Here is a 22,159-nt window from a genome sequence, read left to right on the forward strand (position 1 = left end):
GGACGAGCGACATGAACTCAGTGTTCGAGAACCGTAGGGAAGCGGGCCGCGAGCTCGCGCAGCATCTCGGCGCGTATGCGGACCGTGACGACGTCACCGTGCTCGCATTGCCGCGCGGCGGCGTGCCCGTGGCATACGAAGTCGCACGTGCATTGCGCGCACGGCTCGATGTGCTCGTCGTGCGCAAGCTCGGCGTGCCGGTGCAGCCGGAACTCGCGATGGGCGCGATCGCATCCGGCGATGCGTTCTTTCTCGACGAGCGCATCGTGGAATATGCAGGCGTCGGGAAAGACGAACTCGATCGCGTGATCGCGATGGAGCGCGCCGAGCTCGAGCGGCGCGAGGCGCTGTATCGCGGCGACATGCCGCCGCTCGATATGAACGGACGCGTGGCGATCGTCGTCGATGACGGCATGGCGACCGGCGCAACGATGAAGGCCGCGGCGATGTCCTTGCGTCATGCGCGCCCGTCGAAGATCGTCGCGGCGCTGCCCGTTGCGCCGCTCGATTCGGAAGCGCGCGTGGAAGATATCGTCGATGAATTCGTCTGCGTGATGCGGCCGCATCGATACTTCGGCGTCGGGCAGTTCTACATCGACTTCGATCAGACGAGCGACGACGAAGTGCGCGAGTTGCTCGATGCGGCCCGCAAGGATGTTTAGCGCAGCCAGGGCGCGTCGTGCGATTCCTGCGTCTTGCCGTATTTTTCACGCGCGGCCTTCAACGACTGCTTCTCGATGACGCCTTCGTCCACGAGCGATTTCAGCGCGGCGATGACGATCGATACGCGATCCACTTCGAAGAACTCACGCAACGATTGACGCGTATCGCTGCGGCCGAAGCCATCGGTGCCGAGCGTGACGTAACGGCGCGGCACATACGCGCGAATCAGTTCGGGCACCGCGCGCACATAGTCCGTCGCCGCGATCACCGGCCCGCGCGATGATTCGAGCGCGCGCGTGACGAAGGGCACGCTCGCATCGTCGTCGGAGAGGCGCGCCGCGCGCTCGCATGACGCGCCATCGCGATGAAGCTCCGTGAAGCTCGTCACGCTCCACACGGCGGCGTCGATGTTCCAGTCGTCTTTGAGCATCATGCGCGCGGCGATCGCTTCGTTGAGGATCGCGCCCGAGCCGAGCAATTGCACTTGCGCATTGGCATCGCCGCCGATGCGATAGATGCCGCGCAAAATGCCTTCGCGCGTGGACGCATTCAGCGCACTGCCGGGCGCGGAAGGCTGCGCGTAGTTTTCATTCGTCACCGTGATGTAATAGAACACGTCGTTCTGGCGTTCCATCATCTCCTGCATGCCTTCATCGACGATAGCCGCGACTTCGTACGCGAACGCGGGATCGTAAGCGCGGCAGTTCGGAACCGTCGATGCAGAGAGATGGCTCGTGCCGTCCTGATGCTGCAAGCCTTCGCCGCCGAGCGTCGTGCGGCCCGCCGTCGCGCCGATGAGAAAGCCGCGCGAACGCTGATCCGCGGCCGCGAAAATCAGATCGCCGATGCGCTGAAAACCGAACATCGAGTAATAGATGTAGAACGGCAGCATCGGCAGATCGTGCACGCTGTATGAAGTCGCCGCCGCGATCCACGACGACACTGCGCCCGCCTCCGAAATGCCTTCTTCGAGAATCTGCCCGCGCGTGTCCTCGCGGTAATAGAGCATCGAGCCCATGTCTTCCGGCTCGTATAACTGGCCGAGCGGCGAATAGATGCCCACTTGCCTGAAGAGATTCGCCATGCCGAACGTGCGCGCCTCGTCCGCGACCACAGGGACGACGCGCGGTCCGAGCGTCTTGTCCTTCAGCAAGCTGCCGAGCATGCGGACGAAAGCCATCGTCGTGGACATTTCCTTCGCTGATGCGTCGAGCGCGAACTGGCCCCACGTAGCGAGCGCGGGCGGCGTGATGCCAAGCGAAGCCTTCGCGCGCCGTCGCGGCAGATAACCGCCCAACGCCGCACGACGCTCGTGCAGATAGCGCATTTCGGGCGCGTCATCCGCGGGCTTGTAGAACTTGAGCTGCTCGACATCGTTATCGGAGAGCGGCAGGCGGAAACGATCGCGGAACTGCTTGAGATCGTCGAGATCGAGCTTCTTCTGTTGATGCGTCGTCATGCGGCCCTGCCCCACCGCGCCCATGCCGAAGCCCTTCATCGTCTTCGCGAGAATCACCGTCGGCTGGCCCTTGTGCGAAAGCGCCTTCGCATAAGCGGCGTGGAGCTTGCGCACGTCGTGACCGCCACGGCGCAAACGGTCGATATCTTCATCCGACATATGCGCGACGAGCGCCGCGAGTTCCGGATTCTGCCCGAAGAAGCGCTCGCGGTTATAGCGGCCGTCATTCGCCGAGAAAGTCTGGAATTGGCCGTCGACGGTATGCGCAAATGCGCGCAGCAATGCATTGGAGCGATCGCGCGCGAACAGCGCGTCCCAGTCCGAGCCCCACAAGACCTTGATGACGTTCCAGCCCGCGCCGGTGAATTGCGCTTCGAGTTCATCGACGATGCGCCCGTTGCTGCGCACAGGGCCATCGAGCCGCTGCAGATTGCAGTTGATGACGAACACGAGGTTATCGAGCTGCTCGCGCGCTGCGAGCGACAGCGCGCCGATCGATTCCGGCTCGTCCATTTCGCCATCGCCGAAGAAGCCCCAGACCTTGCGGCCTTCCGTGTTCTTGAGATTGCGGTTCTGCAAATAGCGCATGAAGCGCGCTTGATAAATGGAATTGATAGGACCGATGCCCATCGACCCAGTGGGGAACTGCCAGAAATCCGGCATCAGCCAGGGATGCGGATAAGAGCACAAGCCCGGTCCCGCGATCTCGCGCCGATAATGCTTCAGATGTTCTTCGCCGAGAAAGCCTTCGAGAAACGCGCGCGCATAGACGCCCGGCGACGAATGCGGCTGAAAGTAGACGATATCGCCGCCATGCGTTTCATTCGCGGCTTCAAAGAAGTGATTGAAGCCGACCTCGAAAAGATCCGCCGCCGATGCATAACTTGCGATATGGCCGCCGAGTTCGCCATAAGCCCGATTCGCGCGCACGACCATCGCGAGTGCATTCCAGCGCAACACCGCGGCGAGCTTTTCCTCGATGTCGAGATTGCCGGGATAAGGCTGTTGCTGCGCCACGGGAATCGTATTCGCATAAGGCGTCGCGCGCGCCCGCGCCGATTCGACGCCGACCGACAGCGCGTGCTCCGCGAGCCGGTCGAAAAGATACTGCGCGCGATCCTTGCCTACGTGTTCGACGACCGCATCGAGCGCCTCCAGCCATTCGGCGGTCTCGCCGGGATCGATGTCCTCGCGTCCCTTGGCAATGGAAAGAAGCTGGGTGGTACCGCTCGACAAGTCCGTCATGGCGCGACTCCGCGTTGGCTAGAGAATACGCTCAAGCATATCCAATGATGCGCAGAATGTGCGTCTCATTTGGCTGCCTTCTCGCTTTGCTGTAGTGTGTTTATTCTTCGGAAACGCCAAAAACCAGAATCTTTCGACTATGACAGCACACTCGAAGCAGCGCCTCGACCGCATCGACATTGGCATATTGAATGAGCTACAGCAAAACGCGCGCATCACCAATTCGGAACTCGCCCGCGCCGTCAATCTTTCGCCGACGCCCTGCTTCAACCGCGTGCGCGCGCTGGAGAAGGCGGGCCTTTTCAAGCAGCACGTCACCTTGCTGAATCCGGAAGCGCTCGGGCTTTCCATCAACGTCTTCATTCAGGTCAGTCTGGAAAAGCAGATCAAGGATGCGCTTGCCCGTTTCGAGCAAGCGATCAGCGAGCGGCCCGAAGTGATGGAGTGTTATCTGATGACGGGCGATGCCGATTACCTGTTGCGCGTCGTATTGCCAGACGTCGCCGCGCTGGAGCGCTTCATCCTGGAACGGCTCACGAAGATGCCAGGCGTTTCCAACATTCGTTCGAGCTTTGCGCTCAAACAGGTGCGCTATAAAACCGCGCTGCCGTTGCCCGCCTCGGGATTGACCCTGCCCGATCAGAATGCCGACGAGGCAGAATGGACCTGATGGATAGTGCAACGAGCGGTCGATCCTTCCGACAGCACTAAACATTCCTGTAATTCTTGCGATGACGCGGTGCATCGCCTATAACTCGTGTGGCCTGTGCGGCATGTTTTCCCGGCTTGACGTGTTCTCCGACGAATTACCACGCACGCGAGAAAGACATGAACATCGAAACCGTACGTGTATTCATCATGACGCGCGGCGTCGATTTCGCGATCATGGTGATCGGCGCGATCGCGCTGTGGATCATCGGGCGCTGGCTGATCGGTCTCGTCACGAGCACGATGCGCAAGCTTCTTTCGCGCAACGGCCGCGTCGATCCCACGCTCGCGCATTATCTCGGCTCCATCGTCGGCGTCATTCTCAATCTGCTGCTCGTACTCGCGATTCTGCAGATTTTTGGCGTGCAGACGACGTCTTTCGCGGCGTTGCTCGCGGGTCTCGGTCTCGCTATCGGCACGGCATGGGGCGGGCTGCTCGCGCACTTCGCGGCAGGCGTGTTCATGCAGGTGTTGCGGCCTTTCAAAGTGGGCGATTTCGTGACCGCGGGCGGCGTGACCGGCACCGTCACTGAGCTTGGTCTTTTCGGAACGACCATCACGACGCCCGACAACGTCGCGGCCATCATCGGCAATAACAAGATCTTCTCCGACACGATCTGGAATTTCAGCTTGCTGCCGCATCGGCGCGTCGAACTGAGCGCGAAGATCGCGAATGGCGTCGATCCGCTCGATGCCATCGCGCGTCTGAAGGAAGCCGTCGCGAAGATACCGAACGTGGCGACCACGCCGCCGCCCGATGTCGAAGTGCTGTCGTTCACGCCGGAAGGACCGCTTCTGTGCGTGCGGCCTTACACCAATACCAACGACTATTGGCAGGTCTATTTCGACACCAATCGCGCGATCATCGAAACGTTCAGGCAAGCCGGCTATCCGACGCCGGAAACGCCGCTCGTGCGCCGCGTCGTCAACTGATTTTCACGCGCGAATGCTGAACTAGAATGAGTGGAACCGGCGTGCCTTGCGCCGGATCACCGGTCGCGCGCGGGAGGATGCCATGCCGACTTATCAATACCGTTGTCAGGATTGCGGCGAGACCTTCGAGCACGCGGAGCACATCGTCGAGCATGCAACGGTGCAACTCAAATGCCCGAAGTGCGGCAGCGAGAAGGTCGCGCACGCACCGGCGCCGTTCGTCGCGAAGACCACGAAGAAAAGCTGAACTTCAAGCCGCGCGAAACCGCACTTCGTGCGACGGCAGGCCGCCCAGACGTTGCGCGACGTGATCGATGAACGCGCGCAAGCGCGGCGCTTCGTGACGGCTCGGCGGCCATAGAATCTGAAACACGCCTTCCGTACGCATGTGTGCGCCGAGCACCGCGCGCAGCATGCCGCCGTCCATCGCGCTCTTCGCGACGAAATCCGGCACGCACGCGAGCCCCAATCCGGAGATGCAGGCTGCGAGCACGGCTTCCATGTCGTTGAACGTGAGCGTCGCGTGCGGATCGATTGCGAACGTGTGATCGTCACGCGCGAGCCGCCAGGGCTCGGGACGGCCGCTCGCCGGAGAACGGAAGCGGATGCACGCATGGCCATCGAGATCGCCGGGCGTCGCGGGCTCGCCATGACCCGCGAAGTATGCGGGCGAGCCAATCACGACCGGACCGTATTGCGTGAGCGGGCGCGCGAGCAATTGCGAATCGGCGAGACGCCCTGTGCGGATCACCGCGTCATACCCTTCCTGCGTGACATCGACTACGCGATCGCTGAATTCGATATCCAGTTCGATGTCCGGATAGCGCCGCCTGAAGTCCGGCACGAGCGGCATCAATAGCCGCGTGCCGAGCGACGGCGCGCTGATGCGCAGGCGTCCGCGCGGCGACGACGTCGAATGGAACAGCTCGTTCTCTGCTTCTTCGAGATCGGCGAGCATGCGTTTGCAGCGCGCGAAGAAACGTGCGCCTTCGTGCGTGAGGCCGATCCTGCGCGTCGTGCGATTGAGCAGTTGCACGCCGAGCTTCGCTTCGAGCCGCATCACGCTCTTGCCTACTGCCGAAGCCGACAATCCGAGCGCGCGCCCTGCCGCGACGAAGCTGCCCGACTCGGCGGCGCGCACGAACGCGACCATGCCGGAAAGACTTTCTGTCGATGGAGGCGCCCCGGACGAAGTCGCCGTGAGAGACCCGTGCGAAGCCTGCGATGGAACGGTGGTCATATTCATGTTCTGGCGAAAAAGAAGGCGCGACGGATTGCGCCTGTCTTCTGCAAGAACGTGCGTGATGCCGATTTATTCCCGACTTACCCGCTCTCGTGTAGTGCGGCGCGTCAGCCGTTCAGTTCCTCGTGCAGCGCGACGTATTCCTGCGCGAGCTTGTGACGCGGTTCGAGATAGATCATCGGCCGCGCGTGCTGATGGCTCTCGCGGATTTTCACGGAGAGCGACAGATGCGAATTGAGCACAGGCAAATCTTCGCCGCGTAGTTCCTCGACGAGTTGCTGGGGCAGGCTTGCGCGCGGCTGAAACTGATTGATGACGATGCCTTCGACGCTCAGATCCGGATTGTGATCGTGGCGGATCTCCTGCACGTTATCGAGCACCGAATAGAGCGCGCGGCGCGAGAAGTCGTCGCAATCGAATGGAATCAGACAGCGCTCCACGGCGATCAATGCGGAGCGCGTGAAGAAGTTGAGCGCGGGCGGCGTGTCGATATAGACGGCGTCGTAGTGTTGCAGTCCCTTCAATGCGTCGCGCAGCTTATAGATCTTGTAGCGCGATTCGAGCTTGCTTTGCAGCGCTTCGAGATTCGGATGCGACGGCACGATGTCGAGATTCTCGAATGGCGTTGCATGAATGAAGGACTCGAACGCCGGTTCGCGAAAGCTATAGCTCAATGCGGATTCGAAGAAGCTTGCGAGATTCGGCTGTGCATCGCGGGCTTGTTCGCCTAGCAGGTACTGGCTTGCATTGCCCTGCGGATCGAGGTCGATGACGAGTGTGCGCAGGCCCCGGGAAGCGCTGATCGCGGCGAGATTGCAGACGATGGTGGACTTGCCTACGCCACCCTTTTGATTGAAGACCACACGGCGCATCGGGTTTTTCTTCCTGGGTTTGTGAACGCTCGTTTCTTTGAGCGTTCTGGCTGGGGTTGAGCGGTTCCAGGGATGTGATCTTATCGCATCAATATGGTTGCGGTTTTTGGCTTTGGGTTTTTGTTCGTTTGTTCGGGAGGTGTCGCTGGATCCCGTATTCGTGTCGGTCTATTAGCACTGCCCCTGTGCTAATAGACCACTAAGAAAACGGGATCCGGCGAAAGCGAAAAAATCAAGGAAAAGCCGGAATCGTAGGATCGGCCCCTTCGACATCGGCCTCCGGATGATGACTCTTCACCAGCGCCTCGATCTCCTCGACACGATCCTTCGGCACATCGACCATCATCAGCAATTCGCCATCGTCGATCGCCTGCTCGAACCGCCGCAAGCGCGTATTGGGAATGCCCACGCCGATCATCGTCGCGGCCCATGCGCCGAAGCCCATGCTCGCCAGCGTCATGCAAACGACCGCGCCGCCGGCAATCGTCAAACCCGCAGGCGGAAATGCCATCGCAACAAGTCCGGCGAGCGCGCCCGTCACGCCTCCTGCAGCCGTTCCGCGAGCAAGCGCAGGCAAGAGATCGGTGCGTTGAACGAGTGTCGCTTGAGGCAAATCCTCCAGCGGTTCATGAGGCCGCGCAAGCACATGGATATGCCGCCATTCGATTCGCTTCAGCAGCAATTCGTCGATGATCCCCTTCGCGCTCGCCACACTCGGCAGCAGAAAATAGATGCGCCTCATCTCGCACCTCCATATCGGAGCGTCATGAATCCAATATAGACGACGCGCACAGGAACGCTTTTCAACACGCACGAAGCAAGTCACCGTGCTTGGGTATCACCATGCAGGCAGCGCACGCTTATGCGAGTATCTCCGGATTCGTTCGAACGATTCGCATTCGGAAAAGGAGCAGCATGACGCACATGAACACCCCTTCGTGGCAGGACGTAATCATGCAAACCGAACGCGCACTCGCATGCGGCGCACTGCGTTCGTTCGATACCGCGCAAAGCGTGATCGAAGATGGCGGCGTGCGCTTTCTCGTACGACAGGCCGCTAATATCGCGCGCAAGGAGCAGGCATCGAAACTCGCGGCAAAGTCCGCCGCCGATGCCGCGAGCGCATGGCGCGATCCATTCTCGCCATGCGAGGAAGCGCTGCGTGTCGGCGATATCGGCGAGCGGCATTTTCTGTTGCTCAACAAGTTCAACGTGCTCGCGCATCATCTGCTGATCGTGACGACGGACTTCGAGCCGCAAGAGACGCTCATCAGCGAGGACGACTTCGCCGCGCTCTCTGCCTGCCTCGATCGTTTCGATGCACTCGGCTTCTATAACGGCGGCAGCATCGCCGGATCGAGCCAGCCGCACAAGCATCTGCAGATGGTGCCGCTGCCGCTCGATGGTCAGGCATTGCCGATCGAAGCGGCCATCGAAGCGGCGCGCACGAGCGGCATCTTTCGCGTGCCGCAACTCGCGTTCGCGCACGCAGCCGCATGGCTCGACGATGACAGCATCGCCAACGTGCACGCAACCTATCTGCAACTGCTGAACGTGATCGGCGTGCAACCGCTCGATGTCATGGGCGTCGAACATCAAAGCGCGCCTTATAACCTGCTCGTCACGCGTCGATGGATGCTCGCGGTGCCGCGCAGCGTATCGCATGTCGAGGGCGTCGCGGTGAATGCGCTCGGATTCGCCGGCTCGCTCTTCGTTCGCGACGACGCACAGCGCGAGGTCGTCGAAGCGCTGGGTCCGATGAAACTACTTGCAAACGCAACTATCTCTTGAAATCGGCTCCGGCGACCCGCATGTCCGCATCCAGACATCGGGAGTTCAAGGAACATGGGAAGCCGGCCTCAATTCATCGACGATCTTGCGCGCGGGGCGCAGGACGCCGCGCCCTCCACCCCGCTCGACCCCATCGACGCTATCGACGATGGGGCCCTGCTCGACGCCTATTCGCGCACCGTCATCGGCGCGCTGGAGCGCGTGCAGCAAGCAGTCGTGTTCATTTCCGTCGAACGTCAACTGGCCGACGCGCGCGGCGCGCGACGCAGTGTCGGCGGCACGGGCTCGGGATTCATCTTCACGCCCGACGGCTATCTGCTGACCAATAGTCACGTCGTGCACGGCGCGACGCATATCGTCGTCACGCTCGCCGATGGCACGCGCTTCGACGCCGATCTCGTCGGCGACGATCCCGCAAGCGATCTCGCGGTGCTGCGCATCGGCTCGCCGGAGCCGCTGCCGCATGTCGAACTGGGCGACTCGGGCCGCCTTCGCGTAGGACAGATCGCGATCGCGGTAGGCAATCCGCTCGGGCTCGCGCAGACCGTCACGACGGGCGTCGTCTCCGCGCTCGGCCGAACGCTGCGCTCGACTTCGGGCCGCATGATCTATGACGTCATCCAGACCGATGCCGCGCTCAATCCCGGCAACTCGGGCGGGCCGCTCATCAATTCGGCAGGCCAGGTGATCGGCGTGAACACCGCGATCATCGCCGGCGCGCAGGCCATCTCGTTCGCGACCGCGATCGATACGGCGAAGTGGGTCATCATGCAGATCTTCGCGTACGGGCGCGTGCGGCGCGCGTATATCGGCGTGGCGGGTACGACGACGCCGATCTCGCGGCGCGTGCAGCGCTTTTTCGCGCTTCCGTCGGCAAGCGGCGTGCATGTGATGGAGATCGTCAAAGGCAGTCCGGCCGCGCTCGGCGGCCTGCGCACAGGCGATCGGATCGTCGCGGTGGATGACGTCGCCATCGATAGCGTCGACAGTTTGCAGCGCACGCTGGACGCATCGCGCATCGACAGGCCGGTGAAGATCGCGGTGCTGCGCGGCACGCAGAAGCTCGATATAGACGTGACGCCCGTCGAGCAGACGGGCTGACGCGGCGGCGGCGCGTGCCTCGATGCGCACGCGCCGCCTCCCAACGCTTCGCTTCACTTCCTGCTGCCGGTCTCCCGCGCCGCTTGTCCGGCGTACCCCGTGTTTCGTGCGCGCGCATCGGCGAAAACATCGGCCAGACGCTCGCGCAGCGCGTCGGCGTCGCGGCGCAACGGCGCGTTCGCCGACGCATCGATCAACGCATCGATACGCCGTTGCCAGTACGCCTGCTGCATGACGGCATGCCGCATCGGCTCCCCGCGTGCTTTCGCCGCCACGCGCTCAAGCTCCGCGATCATCCGGCCGATGTGCGCGAGTTCCTCCTGCGCGAGCTGATCGACGCTCACAGGCTCCTCCTCGTTCCGCGTCTGTCATGGAGCGCGGTTCCATGAATGCTAAACGTCGCAACCGAAGGCTTTATTCCAGCGGCGCAAGGAAACGAAGCGATTCCGCACCCTGGCCCGCGCTTTGCGCTGTTTGCAATGTCTCGACGGCTATGTGCGCTAACGACCGGTCGCGCGTGCGCGGCTCCGGCCTAATGTGGAAGCAGCAGACAGTGTTCGCGCGCACGGGCCGCCCCGTTCGAACGAGCCTGCCCTGTCCGGGAAGGTCCTAGAAAAAGGATTGCCATGACCACGCACAAGAAAAACCAGACGGCGATGCGCCGCGAAGCGTTCCGTTGCACTGGCGCACAACTCGACGCCATCCTGCGATTCGGCGAGGAACGCAAGCTGGAGAATCAGCCGTTGCATATCGTCGTCGCTGAATACTGGCGCTATCAGGCGCACGCGAAAGCCGCCTGATCGTTCGTACTTCTCGCCGGTTTCGAAGCATCGCCCGTGCGGGCCGCGCGGCGCTATGTCCCCGCTATTGTCCCGACAGCACCCGCTGCTTCAGCACCCAGATTGCCGTGGGCACTGCGTAGTAAGCGCTGACATTGCCCGTGACGAGCTTGCCCGTCAGTTGAATGCGTGCGTTCTCCGTGGGCGTCGCATCGATGATCTGGACCGCCGACACATTCGTCTGCTGGCGACCGCCTTGTCCTGTGCTCGCGCTCATCACGCACACCGGACGCGACAGCGATAGCACCCACGCGGGCTTGGGGGACGCATCGCCTTCGCGTGCGGCCTGGCGCGTCGCCGTGCCTTCGAGCGTGACGACATCGCCATCGTTATAGCAAGGCGCCGCCGCTGCGGAGCCTGCCATCAGCACGAGCACCCAAGCACAGGCTTTCGCAATCATTCGAACCTCGCGAAGAGCGCGTCGCGTGACGCGCGGATCCGGGAAAGAAGCTCAGTTACTTTAGGTGATCGGCGTTGGGGTCGCAACCTGCGGACGAATGGTCATCCTCGGCGCTCCTTTCAAAACCTTCATTCGGGAACGCGTGTTGCTGCACTTCATCTGACGAATCGAAAGAGCGCGGATCATGACTGCGAAAGACCGCGCATGAAGACATTGCCGGTCCGCGACTCATTCGGACTGACAGAGGGGGCGACGATGAATCAGGTCATAGTTGGTGTGTTCGGATCCTATCGGGACGGACACGACGCGCTTCGCGCATTGCAGCTCGCGGGTTTGCGACGCGACGACGCGCATCTTTATCGGGCCGGACGTGGCGAGAGCGATATCGATGCTCTGCTGCCGCCCGCGCACGACGAGGACGATGCGGAGTACGTCGCTCATGGCGAGCATCAAGGCGTGATCTGCGCGCGCAATCGGTTCGTGCCGCACGAGCCGGTCTCGCCGCGCCCGCCCGCGTCTCATGCCGCCGACGACGCCACGCCACAGCGCACGCTGCTCGTCATCCGCATCAACGATGACATCAAGCCGGGCGCGATCGGCGAAATGCTGCACGAGCACGGCGCGATCGCGGTCAAGGACGCGAGCGGCCACTGGCGCTTCTCGCCGTTCAGGAATCCGGCGGGCGTCTGAGCGCAGCGTTTTCAGTGCATGCCCGGATGAGGCTTGCGAACGACGGACGGCGCTTCGGACTCGGCGCGCTCATCGTCTTCCGATGGGTCGTCGGACGAAGGCTCGTTGGCGAGATCGCGCGCTTCCTGCGCCGCCGCCGCCGCACGCAACGTGCGACAGCGCGCCGAGTGGCGGAACGTCGCGAGCATGCGAACGACTTCGCGTGTTCTCGTTCTCATTGTTGCCTCCTTCGAAGCAGTTGAGAAACTACTTTAAGTGTAGGCGGCAAATGCTCAGGCGCAAGGCGTTCCATCGAAATAATGTGCGCCGGCGCATGCGCGTGCATGCGTTTCGGACGCGCATGAAAAAGCCGGACGGATGCTTGCGCACACGTCCGGCTCTTTTCTCACTTTCACGTCACGTTTTACTGCTGCTGCGGATACTGCCTTGCTTCTACTGCTTCTACTGCTGAAACACCCGTACCTGCTCCGGGGCCGCACGAGCGATCGGGAACGTATCGGCGGCGCTGTAACTGTTACTCATCGACATGAATGCGATAAGGCTCATCGACATCATGGCGGCCGCAAGGATGATGCGCTTCTTTTGCATGGCTGCTATTCGTTCTCTCGTTTGGCGTGCAACGAATAGTAGAGCGTCGAAGATAGGAAAGCGCTAATCCGCGTCTTAATTCAAGGCACAAAAAACTAGGAGCGAAAAGCACGACCGCCAGCAATCGGCATGAGCGCAGCATGCGATTGTTCGAACCGTCTAGTACATTTCCCGCGTCGTGCCCTGTGCGCAACACGGCGGAAAAGAACTTTACTGTTGCCTTGCCAGCGTCCTGCGATGCCGGGAGAATTGAAGCAACGGCCTAAAAACCGTTCCTTCACTACCACGAGAGTTCGATGGCAACCTTAGAGGGCAAGGCGCAATACCGCATTGATACCGATAACACGGCAGCCGGTATCGCCATCATGATCCTGACGACCGCGACTTTCGCGGCAAGCGATTCCACCGTCAAGCTGATCGGCACCGCCGTCCCTCTGCTGGCTTTGCTCTGGGTTCGCTATCTTTTCCAGATGATCGTCATGGGCGCGTGGCAGATACGCCGCCGCGCGTTCGGCCTCTTTCGCACGGGCAGCGTCAAGTTGCAGATCGTGCGCGCGGTGCTGCTGCTGACCAATTCCGCGTGCACGTTCGCAGGGCTGCGGCATCTTCCGTTGCCCGTCAGCACGTCCCTCGCGATGCTCGCGCCACTCATCTCCACGCTGCTCGCCGCGCTCGTGCTGAAAGACGACGTGCCGCGCAGCAAGTGGGCGCTGGTCGCGATCGGTTTCGTCGGCATGCTGCTGGTCGTGCGGCCGGGCGGCAGCTCGTTTAGCTGGACGGTGATCTATCCGATCGGCGCGGCGACGACGTTCGCGTGTTTCCAGGTGGTGTCGAGCCATCTTTCGCGCGTCGACGACGCGATCACGACCAACTTCCTCACGGCGCTCGTCGCGACGCTCATGCTGTGCGTGCTCGTGTGGATGGATCAAGCCGAAATGCTGCCCGCGCTCGCGCAGGTACGATTCGAAAGCTGGCTGCTCGTCGTCTTCATGGCGACGATGGCGACCACCGGCCACGGACTCATGCTTCAGGCGCTAAAGCGCGCGCCGCTCTCCGTGCTGACGCCGCTCGGCTACGGCCAGCTCGCGTTCGCCGCCCTTTTCAGCTGGTTGCTCTTCGGACAAGTGCCCGACTTCTGGATGGCGATCGGCATGTGCGTGATCGCGGCGAGCGGCATCGGCACCGTGCTCCTGCATGGACGCAAGGCGGCGCCGGCCGTATCGGCGGATGTCTGACGATAACGAAACGCTCAGTTGGCGGCTTGCGCGCGCTCGGCCTGGCCCGTGCAGAGCCAATGCGGATCGATGTCCAGCGCCTTCGCGATGCGATTGAATGCCGCGAACGGCGGAACCGTGATGCCGCGGCGCCAGAATTGCACGTCGTGCTCGCTCACGTCGAGCCAGCCAGCGGCTTTTGCGGAACTGATGTTTGCCTTCTGCAAGGCCCGGTCGAGTCGTGCGGCCATGGCGCGCCGCAAGGCGTTGTCTTCGTGACTGCGTTCAAGGTGGCCAAGGGTTTGGGAATGTCGCCCCATTTTCTTCAAGTCTCTCGATTTATATCTTTATGCCGTTCAGCGCCGGCTCATTAGCGCGAGGTGAATCCTACTGATTCACGATGACGCGGCAGTGACAGAAATACCGGAAAATCGTCCGTTCTACCGAAAGCCCGTCGCGCATGTTGCAGTGCGAGATTCTTCCAATTAACGCATCAATGCGTCAAGTGGGGAAACAACGCATTCGGTAACTTTTGTCTTAGGGGTTTACGACAGGCCGCGCCTGGACGCCTGCAGCAAGCGTTTAATGAACGCACGTTCGCAGGCCGACTGGTCGGGATTATTTCTTTTCTACCTGCATTCGTGTGATGTGTGATGAGTCCTTAATCGCTCCGATTATTTACTTTGCGCTCACTGTTATTTTTGAATGAACGGCTGAGTGGTTTAAAGTCAAGCCGGGAAAACGTAATTGACACACCACACGCTTGCCTTAAAATAAGTCGTTCGCTGCATTGCACAAATACATCGGCAATCAATTGGCAATTTCCATATGGAGTCGAGCATGAGCAATCTTGCGCCCGAAAATGTAATCGCGTCACAAAAGGCGGGGGTCGACACCACGTTCGGTGTCGCCGCACAAGCCGTCGAAGGCTTCGAAAAGCTGATCGATCTGAACGTGCGTACGGTCAGGACGGCGCTCGACGAGCATCAGGCGCTCATCGCCAGAACGCTCTCCGTGCGCGATCCGCAGGCGTTCTTCGCGCTTCAGAACCAGCACCTGCAAGACAGCGCCCAGCGCGTTCAGGCCTATTGGCTCGGCGTCTATGAGATCGCGTCGGGCGTGCGCGGCGGCTATCTGGAAGCCGCGCAGGACCAGATCGCGAAGTCTCAGCGCAATGTGCAGGCGTTCGTCGAGAGTCTCGCGAGCAATGCGCCGGTCGGCAGCGAAGCCGTCGTTACGGCGTGGCGCACGGCGATCGATGCCGCGACGGAATCGGCGAATTCCGCTTACGAAGCGGCGAAGAAGGCCGCGCAGCAAGTGGTGGAGGCCGCGCAAAACGACGCCTCGGTGGCTGGCCAGACGGCCGTGCGCGTGGTGTCGTCGAAGACGGCAAGCGCGAAGAAGTAACTCGCCGGCGATCCAGCAAAAGGCGGACGCGGTCCGCCTTTTTTACGTCTCAACCGCCCAGACTCTTCAGCGAGAGTTCGTGCGAACGGCCGATCCACACCGCCGAGTCGCGATGATCGACGAGCGCGTCGCCCGTATTCGGATGCATGAAGACATCGAGCGCGCCGTGATTCAGCGTGAGCCACGCGAGCATCGGCGCGAGCAGCGCATCGCCGAATCCCAACTGGAACGACCACATCGGATGCGGTCCGACCGGGCGCTCGTGAAAGCGGCCCAGACGCAGCGCGCCATCCTGCAATTCGGTCGCAAACCGCTGCTCGATCACGAGCCGAAGCTGCCACGCGGCGTCGCGGCTCGCGGCATCGAAATAGACATGCGCGTGCCAGTCGGCGATCGTGCGTGTGTCCGTGGCGTTCATCGTTTCGTCCGTGCGCGGCAATATTGAGATGCGTGTCATTTTAGCGAACCGCGTTCAGCAACGTTCGAGCGTCCAGAGCACGGCGCCGTCACCGAACGTTCGATGATGCGTCGCGCGCATGCCGACGCCTGCGCCGAGTTGAGACAACACGAACGCATCGGCGTAGCGCGTGATGCCACCGATCGCATGCGACGACGACAGGCGTTCGAACCACAGCCAGCCCGCATCGCCCGACAGAGATGCGATCTGCGCGCCCGTCAGACGCGCGCGCCGCACGATGATGCCGCCTTGCGGCAAGTCCCCGTCGACGACCCACGTGCGCGCCGATGGCCGCGTCGCGCCGCCGAACGGCATCCACGGCACGACGCCCATCGCGATAAGAAACGCGCGCCGTGTCGTCATCGCCAGATGCCCTGCTTGCCGGGCGACAGAATCCCGTTCGGATCGAGCGACGCCTTGATCGTCTTCGAAAGCCGCATCAGCGCGTGATCGTTGAAATCGTATTGCGCGGCGGCGAGGTCCATGTACGACAGATGCGTGCGATATTGCCCGTAGCCCGCCGCGCCCGCATCGCGGATCAGCGTTTCGACGAGCGCGCCGGCATCGCGCGATTGTTTCGGATCGTCGCGATCGAAAATCGCCGCGAAGATGTGATGCATCGCGCGCTCGCCGGCCGTGAATCCGCCGTAATAATCGAAGCCGAATTGCGCGGCGCGCTCGCGCACCATGCGGACCTGCTTCACGGCATCGCGTCCGATGGGCGGACAGATCGGCGAGAAATCGATGTGCGCGCCCGAGCCGCCGCGCCAGTTGAGCAGATTGAACGCTTCGAGTCCCGGAATGCCGACTTGCGCGCGATCGCCGCCGCCTTCCGGCTCGACCGATGCATCGCGATACGGCATCTCGAAGAGCGTCGCGCCCGCGATCGGCCTGTAGCGCGCATGCACGATATCGCGCCGCGCCTCGACGAGCGCTCTCGGCCCATACAGGCAGAAGCGCAGGTTCCAGCGCCCGATGCCGATCTTGCGCGCCATGGCGTCGATGGCGTCGTCGGGCATCGCGCCGTCGCCGTCGAACCATTGCTTGCGCGTCGACACGCCTGCCGCCCAGCGCACCGCGCTTTCGATGACCGCGTTGCTCTGGATGGTGCCGTCCATCTTCAGCGGGCGCAGCGTATCGACGACGCGTTCGAGATCGTCCTCGCGCGCGAATGCGTAGCGGCAGATCATGTAGCCCTCGGGCGCGGGCATGAGCCAGACGCCGAGCTTCGTGACGACGCCGAAGTTCGATTGCATGAACATGCCGTCGTACGAAGGCCCGAAGCCGCTCTTGAATACCTGCCAGTCGCGGCTCGACGACATCGCGCCCATGCCGGTGCGTACGACATCGCCGTTCGCGAGCACGACTTCCATGCCGCACTGATTCGCCGCATGGTCGCCGTATGGCGTTGTGCCGTAACCGCGTTCGAGCGTGTTGCCGATCACGCTGCCCCATCCGGCCGCGGGCGGATCGAGCCAGAAGCGCCGCGGCGTGCCGAGCGCGCGATACAGGTCGTAATACGTCACGCCCGGTTCGACGAGCGCATAAGCCAGCGTTTCATCGATCTCGACGATGCGATTCATCCGCCGCAAATCGAGCACGACGCAACCAGGCATACGCGGCGCGGCGCCGCCGTAAGCGAAGTTGCGCCCCGTCGATACAGTCCAGAGCGGCACGCGATATCGATTCGCGACCGCCAATGCCGCACGCACGCCTTCGACGTCCTTCGGCAACACGACAGCAGATGGCGCGTGTGCGGATGCATCGCCGGGCGCGAACGGATCGAGATACGAAGCGATATCGTCCGCGAGCACCGCATCGTTGCCGAGCGCCGACTTGAACGCCGCGAGCGCCGCGGGCAAATACGGCATCAATATCCGCCGCTGCTGCCGCTGTTCGATGTCGTGCCCGACGCGCCCGAGCTGCCATCGGTCTGACATCCTGCGAGCAGGCCGGCGAGCAGCGCGAGCATGACTGTTGCGATTTTGGCGAGCTTCATGGAACCACCTCCGAAAGATTGAAAAGCGGGCACGGCGATTAAGCCGCTTATTCATTAAACGCGCGGCGGGGCGTCGATATTCCGTCGATAAAGCGTGAGACAATTTCGCGCCCTTTCACCGATACCCGCGATGAAGCGCTACCAAGCCCTTGCCGACACGATGGCCGCCGAGATACGCGCGGGCCGCCTGCCTGTCGGTGCACGGCTGCCTTCGGTGCGGCATTTGACGACGCAATACGGCGTCGGCCAGTCGACGGTCTTTCGCGCGTACTACCTGCTCGAAGAATGGGGCTTGATTCGCGCGCGCGAACGTTCCGGCTATTACGTCGCGCCGGGCGCCGCACTCGCGCCGAAAGAGAGCGCGACGCTGAAAGAACCCGCGCCAATCGACGTAAGCAGCCTCGTGTTCTCCGTGCTCGACGCCGTGAAGCGCCCGGACGTCGTGCCGCTCGGCTCCGCGTTTCCATCGCCGGCGCTCTTTCCGTTGCAGCGTCTTGCGAAGTCGCTCGCGCACGCGGCGCGGATGCTCGATCCGTGGAGCACCGTCGTCGACATGCCGCCGGGCAACGAGGCGTTGCGCGGACAGATCGCTCTGCGTTATATCGGCATGGGCATCGCGCAGCCGATGGACGAACTCATCGTCACGAACGGCGCGATGGAAGCGCTCACGCTTTGCCTCATGGCCGTCACGCAGCCGGGCAATGTCGTCGCGATCGAATCGCCGTGCTTCTATGCCGCGTTGCAGGCTATCGAGCATCTCGGCTTGCGCGCGGTGGAGATTCCGGTCGATCCGCAAGACGGTCTCGATCTCGACGTGCTCGCCGAAGCGCTCGACAAGCATCCGGTGCGCGCGTGCTGGTTCATGACGAACTTTCAGAATCCGACCGGCGCGACGCTTTCCGTCGAGAAAAAGCGCGCGCTCGTCGCATTGCTCGCGAAGCACGAGGTTCCGCTGATCGAAGACGATGTCTACGGCGAACTGCATTTCGCGCAGGATCGTCCGCCGCCCGCGAAAGCTTTCGATACGAACGGGCTCGTGATGCATTGCGCATCGCTGTCGAAGACGCTTGCGCCGGGGTATCGGCTCGGCTGGGTCGCGGCGGGCCGTTTCGCCGATGCGATCCGGCGTCTCAAGCTGATGACGAGCATTTCCACCAGCGTCCCGATTCAGGCGGGCATCGCCGATTATTTGCAGCACGGCGGCTTCGACAAGCATTTACGCAAGCTGCGCGGCGCGCTTCTCGCGCAACGCGATGCGATGGAGCACGCCATCGCGCGCTGGCTGCCGTCCGACGTCGCATATCGGCGGCCGGACGGCGGCTATTTCCTGTGGCTGCAACTGGCCGATCACGTCGACGCGATGCAGTTGCATCGGCGGGGACTCGAACACGGCATCAACGTGACGCCGGGGCCGATCTTCTCGGCGCGTCACGATTTCGGGAATCATGTGCGCGTCAATTTCGGTCATCCATGGTCGCCGCAAATCGACAACGCGATGAAAACGCTCGGAGAACTGCTGCGCGCGGCTTCGTGAAAGGCGCGTGCTAGACTCCTGTACATGCATACAGTATCCGAGCCCGCCTACACCGTCGCCGTGCGCGCGCTGTGCGAGTTCACGGCGAAACAGGGCGATCTCGATCTACGCTTTACGCCGACGCCGAGCGCGCAGGAAGGCGTCGCCGGCCATGTCACGGTGACGAACCGTCGGCCGGACGGATATCAAAAGGAAATTTCGCTTTCGGAAACCTACGGCCCGCTACTCGTGCGCGGCCGCGCCGATGGCTACGATCCCGCGCTCAACCGGCTCGAGGAAATCAAGACGCATCGCGGCAAGCTCGAATCGATGCCGGAGAATCATCGGCGTCTGCATTGGGCGCAGGCGCGCGTCTACGGACATCTGATGTGCCGAAAGCTCGGGCTGGAAGCCATCGACATCGCGCTCGTTTATTTCGATATCGTCGATGAAACCGAAAGCGTGCTCGTCGAGACGCAAACGGCCGCAGCGCTCGCCGTGCATTTCGAGGCGCAGTGCGAACGCTTCATCGCGTGGGCGCGGCAGGAACTGGCGCACGGGGCGGCACGCGACGAAGCGCTGAAGACGCTCGCGTTCCCTCACGCCGATTTCCGCCCCGGCCAGCGCGCGCTCGCGGAAGCGGTGTATCGCTCGGCGGTATCGAAGCGCTGTCTCGCCGCGCAAGCGCCGACGGGCATCGGCAAAACGGTCGGCACGCTCTTTCCGCTCCTGAAGGCGTGGCCCGGCCAGCAACTCGACAAGATCTACTTTCTCACCGCGAAAAGCGCGGGACGGCAACTCGCGCTCGACGCGCTCACGACGCTCGCCGCGAAGCCGTTGCGCGTCGTCGAACTCGTCGCGCGTGACAAGGCTTGCGAATATCCCGATCGCGCGTGTCACGGCGAATCGTGTCCGCTCGCGCGCGGCTTCTACGATCGCCTCGCCGATGCGCGCGCCGCCGCGCTCCAATGCACGCAGCTCGATCGGGCGTCGGTCGCCGAGGTCGCGCGCCGGCATGACATCTGTCCGTACTATCTGAGCCAGGAATTGTCGCGCTGGAGCGATGTGATCGTCGGCGACTACAACTACTACTTCGACACGAGCGCGATGCTCTTCGCGCTCGCGGAGGCGAATCGCTGGCGCGTGGCGGTGCTCGTCGACGAAGCGCACAACCTCGTCGAACGCGCGCGCGGCATGTATTCCGCGACACTCGATCAGTCCGCCTTCAACGCGATGCGCCGCGGCGCGCCGGGCGTGCTCAAGAAGGCGCTCGGGCGCGTCGCGCGAAGCTGGAGCGAGACGGCGAGCGAGCAGCACGCGTCGGGCATCGAGTACGCGGCGCATACGGAGCCGCCCGCGCGCTTTTTGACCGCGCTCGGGCAAGCCGTTTCGCTGATGACAGAAACGCTCGGCGAACAGCCCGACGCCTTCACGCCCGACACGCTGCGCTTCTATTTCGATGCCGTGCATTTCACGCGCATCGCGGAGCGTTTCGGGTCGCATTCGATCTTCGACATCACGCTTTCCGGCGCGAACGCAAACGCGAGCGCAAACGCGAAGAAGCGCAATGCCACGCTCTGCCTGCGCAACGTGATTCCCGCGCCGCATCTCGCGCCGCGATTGGCGCGCGCGCACAGCGTCGCGCTCTTTTCGGCGACGCTCACGCCCGCGCACTTTTACGCCGATACGCTCGGCTTGCCGGCATCGAGCGTGCGGATCGACGTCGAATCGCCCTTCTCCGCCGATCAGCTCGACGTGCGCGCGATCGCCGATCTTTCGACGCGCTATCGGGATCGCGAGCGCTCGGTGGATCGCATCGCCGATCTCATCGCCGCGCAATACTTCCGCGCCGAGGGCAACTATCTGAGCTTCTTCAGCAGCTTCGACTATCTGACGCAAGTGGCGGCGGCGCTGGCGGCGCGTCATCCGTCGATTCCCTGCTGGCAGCAGTCCCGCGCGATGAGCGAGGCGGCGCAACGCGAGTTTCTCGCGCGCTTCGTCGCCGATGGACGCGGTATCGGATTCGCGGTGCTGGGCGGTGCGTTCGGCGAGGCGATCGATCTGCCGGGCACGCGTCTCATCGGTGCGTTCGTCGCGACGCTCGGGCTGCCGCAACTCAATCCCGTCAATCAGCAAATGAAAGCGCGCATGCACGAGGCGTTCGGCGAGGGCTATGCGTACACGTATCTTTTTCCCGGCTTGCAGAAAGTGGTGCAGGCGGCGGGACGCGTGATTCGCGGACCGCTCGATCGCGGCGTGCTTTATCTGATCGACGACCGCTTCGCGCGCGCCGAAGTGCGGCGGCTGCTGCCCGCGTGGTGGCAGGTGAAAGTGCTGCGCCAACGCGACTTGAGCGAATCGAGAAATACCACTATCTAGACGCGCGCACCGCCGCCGTTAACTGATCCATAGCGGGCATTCGTCTTGCTTTTTTACGGCACCTTGGGGACACGCAGATGTCGCTACCGGGCCGACAGAGCCCACTATTGGAGAACCCCATGTCCACCGCTCAAACCCCGCGACCCATCGATGCGCTCGACATGCTCGAAGCCGATCACCGCGCCATCGAACAATTGTTCGATGCCTTCGAACGCGCGGACCACGACGATTTCGAGCGGAAGAACTCGCTCGTGCAGCGCGCGTGCGAACTGTTGACGATCCATACGATCGTCGAGGAAGAATTGTTGTATCCGGGCGCGCAGAACGCGCTCGAAGCGGACCGGCGCATCGACGTGGACGAAGCCTACGTCGAGCATTTTCTGGTGAAGACGCTGATCGAACGATTCGCGAACCTGCGCGCCGGCGAAGACGGTTTCGACGCGACGTTCAAGGTGCTGAAGGAAAACGCGGTGCATCACATCGAGGAAGAGGAAACCGTACTCTTCCCGGCCGTGCGCAAGACGCAGATGGATCTCGTCGCGATCGGCGCGAAGATGGCCGCGCGCAAGGCCGCGCTGCACGAACGCATCGCGGAGACTGCGGCCGCGCATTGAATTGCACAGCAAGAGCCGGAGTGCGTGCGTCGCGTCGCGGGCGC

The 22,159-nt window shown here is 62.6% G+C and carries 26 protein-coding genes; 13 read left to right on the forward strand and 13 right to left on the reverse strand.

Going from position 1 to position 22,159, the window contains the following annotated elements; genetic code table 11:
- Positions 1–11: 11 nt before the first annotated feature.
- Entirely contained in the window at positions 12–662 is a 651-nt protein-coding gene (locus QCE49_RS30320) for a phosphoribosyltransferase (RefSeq protein ID WP_034471932.1), read from the forward strand.
- Here the strand turns inward: QCE49_RS30320 and mdeB are convergent.
- On the reverse strand, positions 659–3,367 hold the full coding sequence (mdeB, locus tag QCE49_RS30325) for an alpha-ketoglutarate dehydrogenase (protein ID WP_250456860.1): 2,709 nt from the start codon (positions 3,365–3,367) through the stop codon (positions 659–661). The two genes, QCE49_RS30320 and mdeB, sit on opposite strands and share 4 nt — an antisense overlap.
- Positions 3,368–3,506: 139 nt before the next feature.
- Here mdeB and QCE49_RS30330 point away from each other — a divergent pair, with 139 nt between their 5' ends.
- The 3 genes from QCE49_RS30330 (at position 3,507) to QCE49_RS30340 (ending at position 5,255) form a co-directional block, all read left to right on the forward strand.
- The gene (locus QCE49_RS30330) at positions 3,507–4,037 is read left to right on the forward strand and encodes an Lrp/AsnC family transcriptional regulator (RefSeq protein WP_008353006.1); all 531 of its coding nucleotides are present in this window, start codon (positions 3,507–3,509) and stop codon (positions 4,035–4,037) included.
- Positions 4,038–4,195: 158 nt separating this feature from the next.
- Complete coding sequence (locus tag QCE49_RS30335) at positions 4,196–5,008, forward strand: mechanosensitive ion channel family protein (protein WP_250435972.1); 813 nt, start codon at positions 4,196–4,198, stop codon at positions 5,006–5,008.
- An 82-nt stretch (positions 5,009–5,090) separates the two neighbouring features.
- Positions 5,091–5,255: an FmdB family zinc ribbon protein gene (locus QCE49_RS30340; protein WP_008353004.1), complete on the forward strand. Its 165-nt coding sequence runs from the start codon at positions 5,091–5,093 to the stop codon at positions 5,253–5,255.
- A 3-nt stretch (positions 5,256–5,258) separates the two neighbouring features.
- Here QCE49_RS30340 and QCE49_RS30345 read toward each other — a convergent pair whose 3' ends face one another.
- The 3 genes from QCE49_RS30345 to QCE49_RS30355 all read right to left on the reverse strand — a co-directional run bounded on the left by QCE49_RS30345 (position 5,259) and on the right by QCE49_RS30355 (position 7,865).
- A complete protein-coding gene (locus QCE49_RS30345) occupies positions 5,259–6,161 on the reverse strand; it encodes a LysR family transcriptional regulator (RefSeq protein ID WP_250456875.1) in 903 nt (300 codons plus the stop codon).
- 197 nt (positions 6,162–6,358) lie between these two features.
- Positions 6,359–7,123: a ParA family protein gene (locus QCE49_RS30350; protein ID WP_175979479.1), complete on the reverse strand. Its 765-nt coding sequence runs from the start codon at positions 7,121–7,123 to the stop codon at positions 6,359–6,361.
- A 232-nt stretch (positions 7,124–7,355) separates the two neighbouring features.
- Complete coding sequence (locus QCE49_RS30355) at positions 7,356–7,865, reverse strand: DUF1269 domain-containing protein (protein ID WP_175979480.1); 510 nt, start codon at positions 7,863–7,865, stop codon at positions 7,356–7,358.
- 173 nt (positions 7,866–8,038) lie between these two features.
- Between QCE49_RS30355 and QCE49_RS30360 the strand changes: the two genes are divergently transcribed.
- Both QCE49_RS30360 and QCE49_RS30365 read left to right on the forward strand, forming a co-directional pair.
- Entirely contained in the window at positions 8,039–8,914 is an 876-nt protein-coding gene (locus QCE49_RS30360; RefSeq protein WP_250456861.1) for a DUF4922 domain-containing protein, read from the forward strand.
- Between the two features lie 54 nt (positions 8,915–8,968).
- The gene (locus tag QCE49_RS30365; protein ID WP_008352997.1) at positions 8,969–10,015 is read left to right on the forward strand and encodes a S1C family serine protease; all 1,047 of its coding nucleotides are present in this window, start codon (positions 8,969–8,971) and stop codon (positions 10,013–10,015) included.
- Between the two features lie 53 nt (positions 10,016–10,068).
- Here the strand turns inward: QCE49_RS30365 and QCE49_RS30370 are convergent, their stop codons facing one another.
- On the reverse strand, positions 10,069–10,359 hold the full coding sequence (locus QCE49_RS30370) for a hypothetical protein (protein ID WP_008352995.1): 291 nt from the start codon (positions 10,357–10,359) through the stop codon (positions 10,069–10,071).
- A gap of 282 nt (positions 10,360–10,641) precedes the next feature.
- On the opposite strand from QCE49_RS30370, the gene QCE49_RS30375 reads away from it, so the two are divergent.
- Positions 10,642–10,815, forward strand: a complete 174-nt coding sequence (locus QCE49_RS30375) for a hypothetical protein (RefSeq protein ID WP_160172894.1) — start codon at positions 10,642–10,644, stop codon at positions 10,813–10,815.
- Between the two features lie 64 nt (positions 10,816–10,879).
- Here QCE49_RS30375 and QCE49_RS30380 read toward each other — a convergent pair whose 3' ends face one another.
- A complete protein-coding gene (locus QCE49_RS30380; RefSeq protein ID WP_175979482.1) occupies positions 10,880–11,254 on the reverse strand; it encodes a hypothetical protein in 375 nt (124 codons plus the stop codon).
- Between the two features lie 255 nt (positions 11,255–11,509).
- On the opposite strand from QCE49_RS30380, the gene QCE49_RS30385 reads away from it, so the two are divergent.
- Positions 11,510–11,944 carry a hypothetical protein gene (locus QCE49_RS30385; protein ID WP_008352992.1) on the forward strand — a complete coding sequence of 145 codons (435 nt, stop codon included), beginning with the start codon at positions 11,510–11,512 and terminating at the stop codon, positions 11,942–11,944.
- Positions 11,945–11,955: 11 nt separating this feature from the next.
- Here the strand turns inward: QCE49_RS30385 and QCE49_RS30390 are convergent, their stop codons facing one another.
- Together QCE49_RS30390 and QCE49_RS30395 are read right to left on the reverse strand one after the other, a co-directional pair.
- Complete coding sequence (locus QCE49_RS30390) at positions 11,956–12,162, reverse strand: hypothetical protein (protein ID WP_250435991.1); 207 nt, start codon at positions 12,160–12,162, stop codon at positions 11,956–11,958.
- 223 nt (positions 12,163–12,385) lie between these two features.
- Positions 12,386–12,532, reverse strand: coding sequence for a hypothetical protein (locus QCE49_RS30395; protein ID WP_250435992.1), 147 nt, complete (start codon positions 12,530–12,532; stop codon positions 12,386–12,388).
- Between the two features lie 296 nt (positions 12,533–12,828).
- On the opposite strand from QCE49_RS30395, the gene QCE49_RS30400 reads away from it, so the two are divergent.
- On the forward strand, positions 12,829–13,767 hold the full coding sequence (locus tag QCE49_RS30400) for a DMT family transporter (RefSeq protein WP_008352989.1): 939 nt from the start codon (positions 12,829–12,831) through the stop codon (positions 13,765–13,767).
- A 14-nt stretch (positions 13,768–13,781) separates the two neighbouring features.
- On the opposite strand, the gene QCE49_RS30405 is transcribed toward QCE49_RS30400, so the two are convergent.
- Positions 13,782–14,066: a helix-turn-helix domain-containing protein gene (locus tag QCE49_RS30405; RefSeq protein WP_250481950.1), complete on the reverse strand. Its 285-nt coding sequence runs from the start codon at positions 14,064–14,066 to the stop codon at positions 13,782–13,784.
- Positions 14,067–14,586: 520 nt separating this feature from the next.
- On the opposite strand from QCE49_RS30405, the gene phaP reads away from it, so the two are divergent.
- A complete protein-coding gene (gene phaP / locus QCE49_RS30410) occupies positions 14,587–15,153 on the forward strand; it encodes a TIGR01841 family phasin (protein WP_250456863.1) in 567 nt (188 codons plus the stop codon).
- 49 nt (positions 15,154–15,202) lie between these two features.
- On the opposite strand, the gene QCE49_RS30415 is transcribed toward phaP, so the two are convergent.
- From QCE49_RS30415 to QCE49_RS30430, 4 genes are read right to left on the reverse strand one after another with little or no spacing between them, the layout of a single operon-like run.
- Positions 15,203–15,571: a DOPA 4,5-dioxygenase family protein gene (locus tag QCE49_RS30415; protein WP_033537083.1), complete on the reverse strand. Its 369-nt coding sequence runs from the start codon at positions 15,569–15,571 to the stop codon at positions 15,203–15,205.
- Positions 15,572–15,625: 54 nt separating this feature from the next.
- Positions 15,626–15,973: a hypothetical protein gene (locus tag QCE49_RS30420; protein WP_250435996.1), complete on the reverse strand. Its 348-nt coding sequence runs from the start codon at positions 15,971–15,973 to the stop codon at positions 15,626–15,628.
- Positions 15,970–17,481: an FAD-binding oxidoreductase gene (locus QCE49_RS30425; RefSeq protein WP_250440694.1), complete on the reverse strand. Its 1,512-nt coding sequence runs from the start codon at positions 17,479–17,481 to the stop codon at positions 15,970–15,972. The genes QCE49_RS30420 and QCE49_RS30425 overlap by 4 nt, the downstream gene beginning before the upstream one ends.
- A complete protein-coding gene (locus QCE49_RS30430; RefSeq protein ID WP_284508314.1) occupies positions 17,481–17,609 on the reverse strand; it encodes a hypothetical protein in 129 nt (42 codons plus the stop codon). The genes QCE49_RS30425 and QCE49_RS30430 overlap by 1 nt, the downstream gene beginning before the upstream one ends.
- A gap of 130 nt (positions 17,610–17,739) precedes the next feature.
- Here QCE49_RS30430 and QCE49_RS30435 point away from each other — a divergent pair, with 130 nt between their 5' ends.
- From QCE49_RS30435 to QCE49_RS30445, 3 genes are all read left to right on the forward strand, one after another.
- Positions 17,740–19,143: a PLP-dependent aminotransferase family protein gene (locus QCE49_RS30435; RefSeq protein ID WP_250456864.1), complete on the forward strand. Its 1,404-nt coding sequence runs from the start codon at positions 17,740–17,742 to the stop codon at positions 19,141–19,143.
- Positions 19,144–19,167: 24 nt separating this feature from the next.
- Positions 19,168–21,501, forward strand: a complete 2,334-nt coding sequence (locus tag QCE49_RS30440) for an ATP-dependent DNA helicase (RefSeq protein WP_250456865.1) — start codon at positions 19,168–19,170, stop codon at positions 21,499–21,501.
- A gap of 119 nt (positions 21,502–21,620) precedes the next feature.
- Entirely contained in the window at positions 21,621–22,115 is a 495-nt protein-coding gene (locus QCE49_RS30445; RefSeq protein ID WP_250436001.1) for a hemerythrin domain-containing protein, read from the forward strand.
- Positions 22,116–22,159 lie beyond the last annotated feature (44 nt).

Source organism: Caballeronia sp. LZ008, from assembly GCF_031451435.1.
GTDB lineage: Bacteria > Pseudomonadota > Gammaproteobacteria > Burkholderiales > Burkholderiaceae > Caballeronia > Caballeronia zhejiangensis.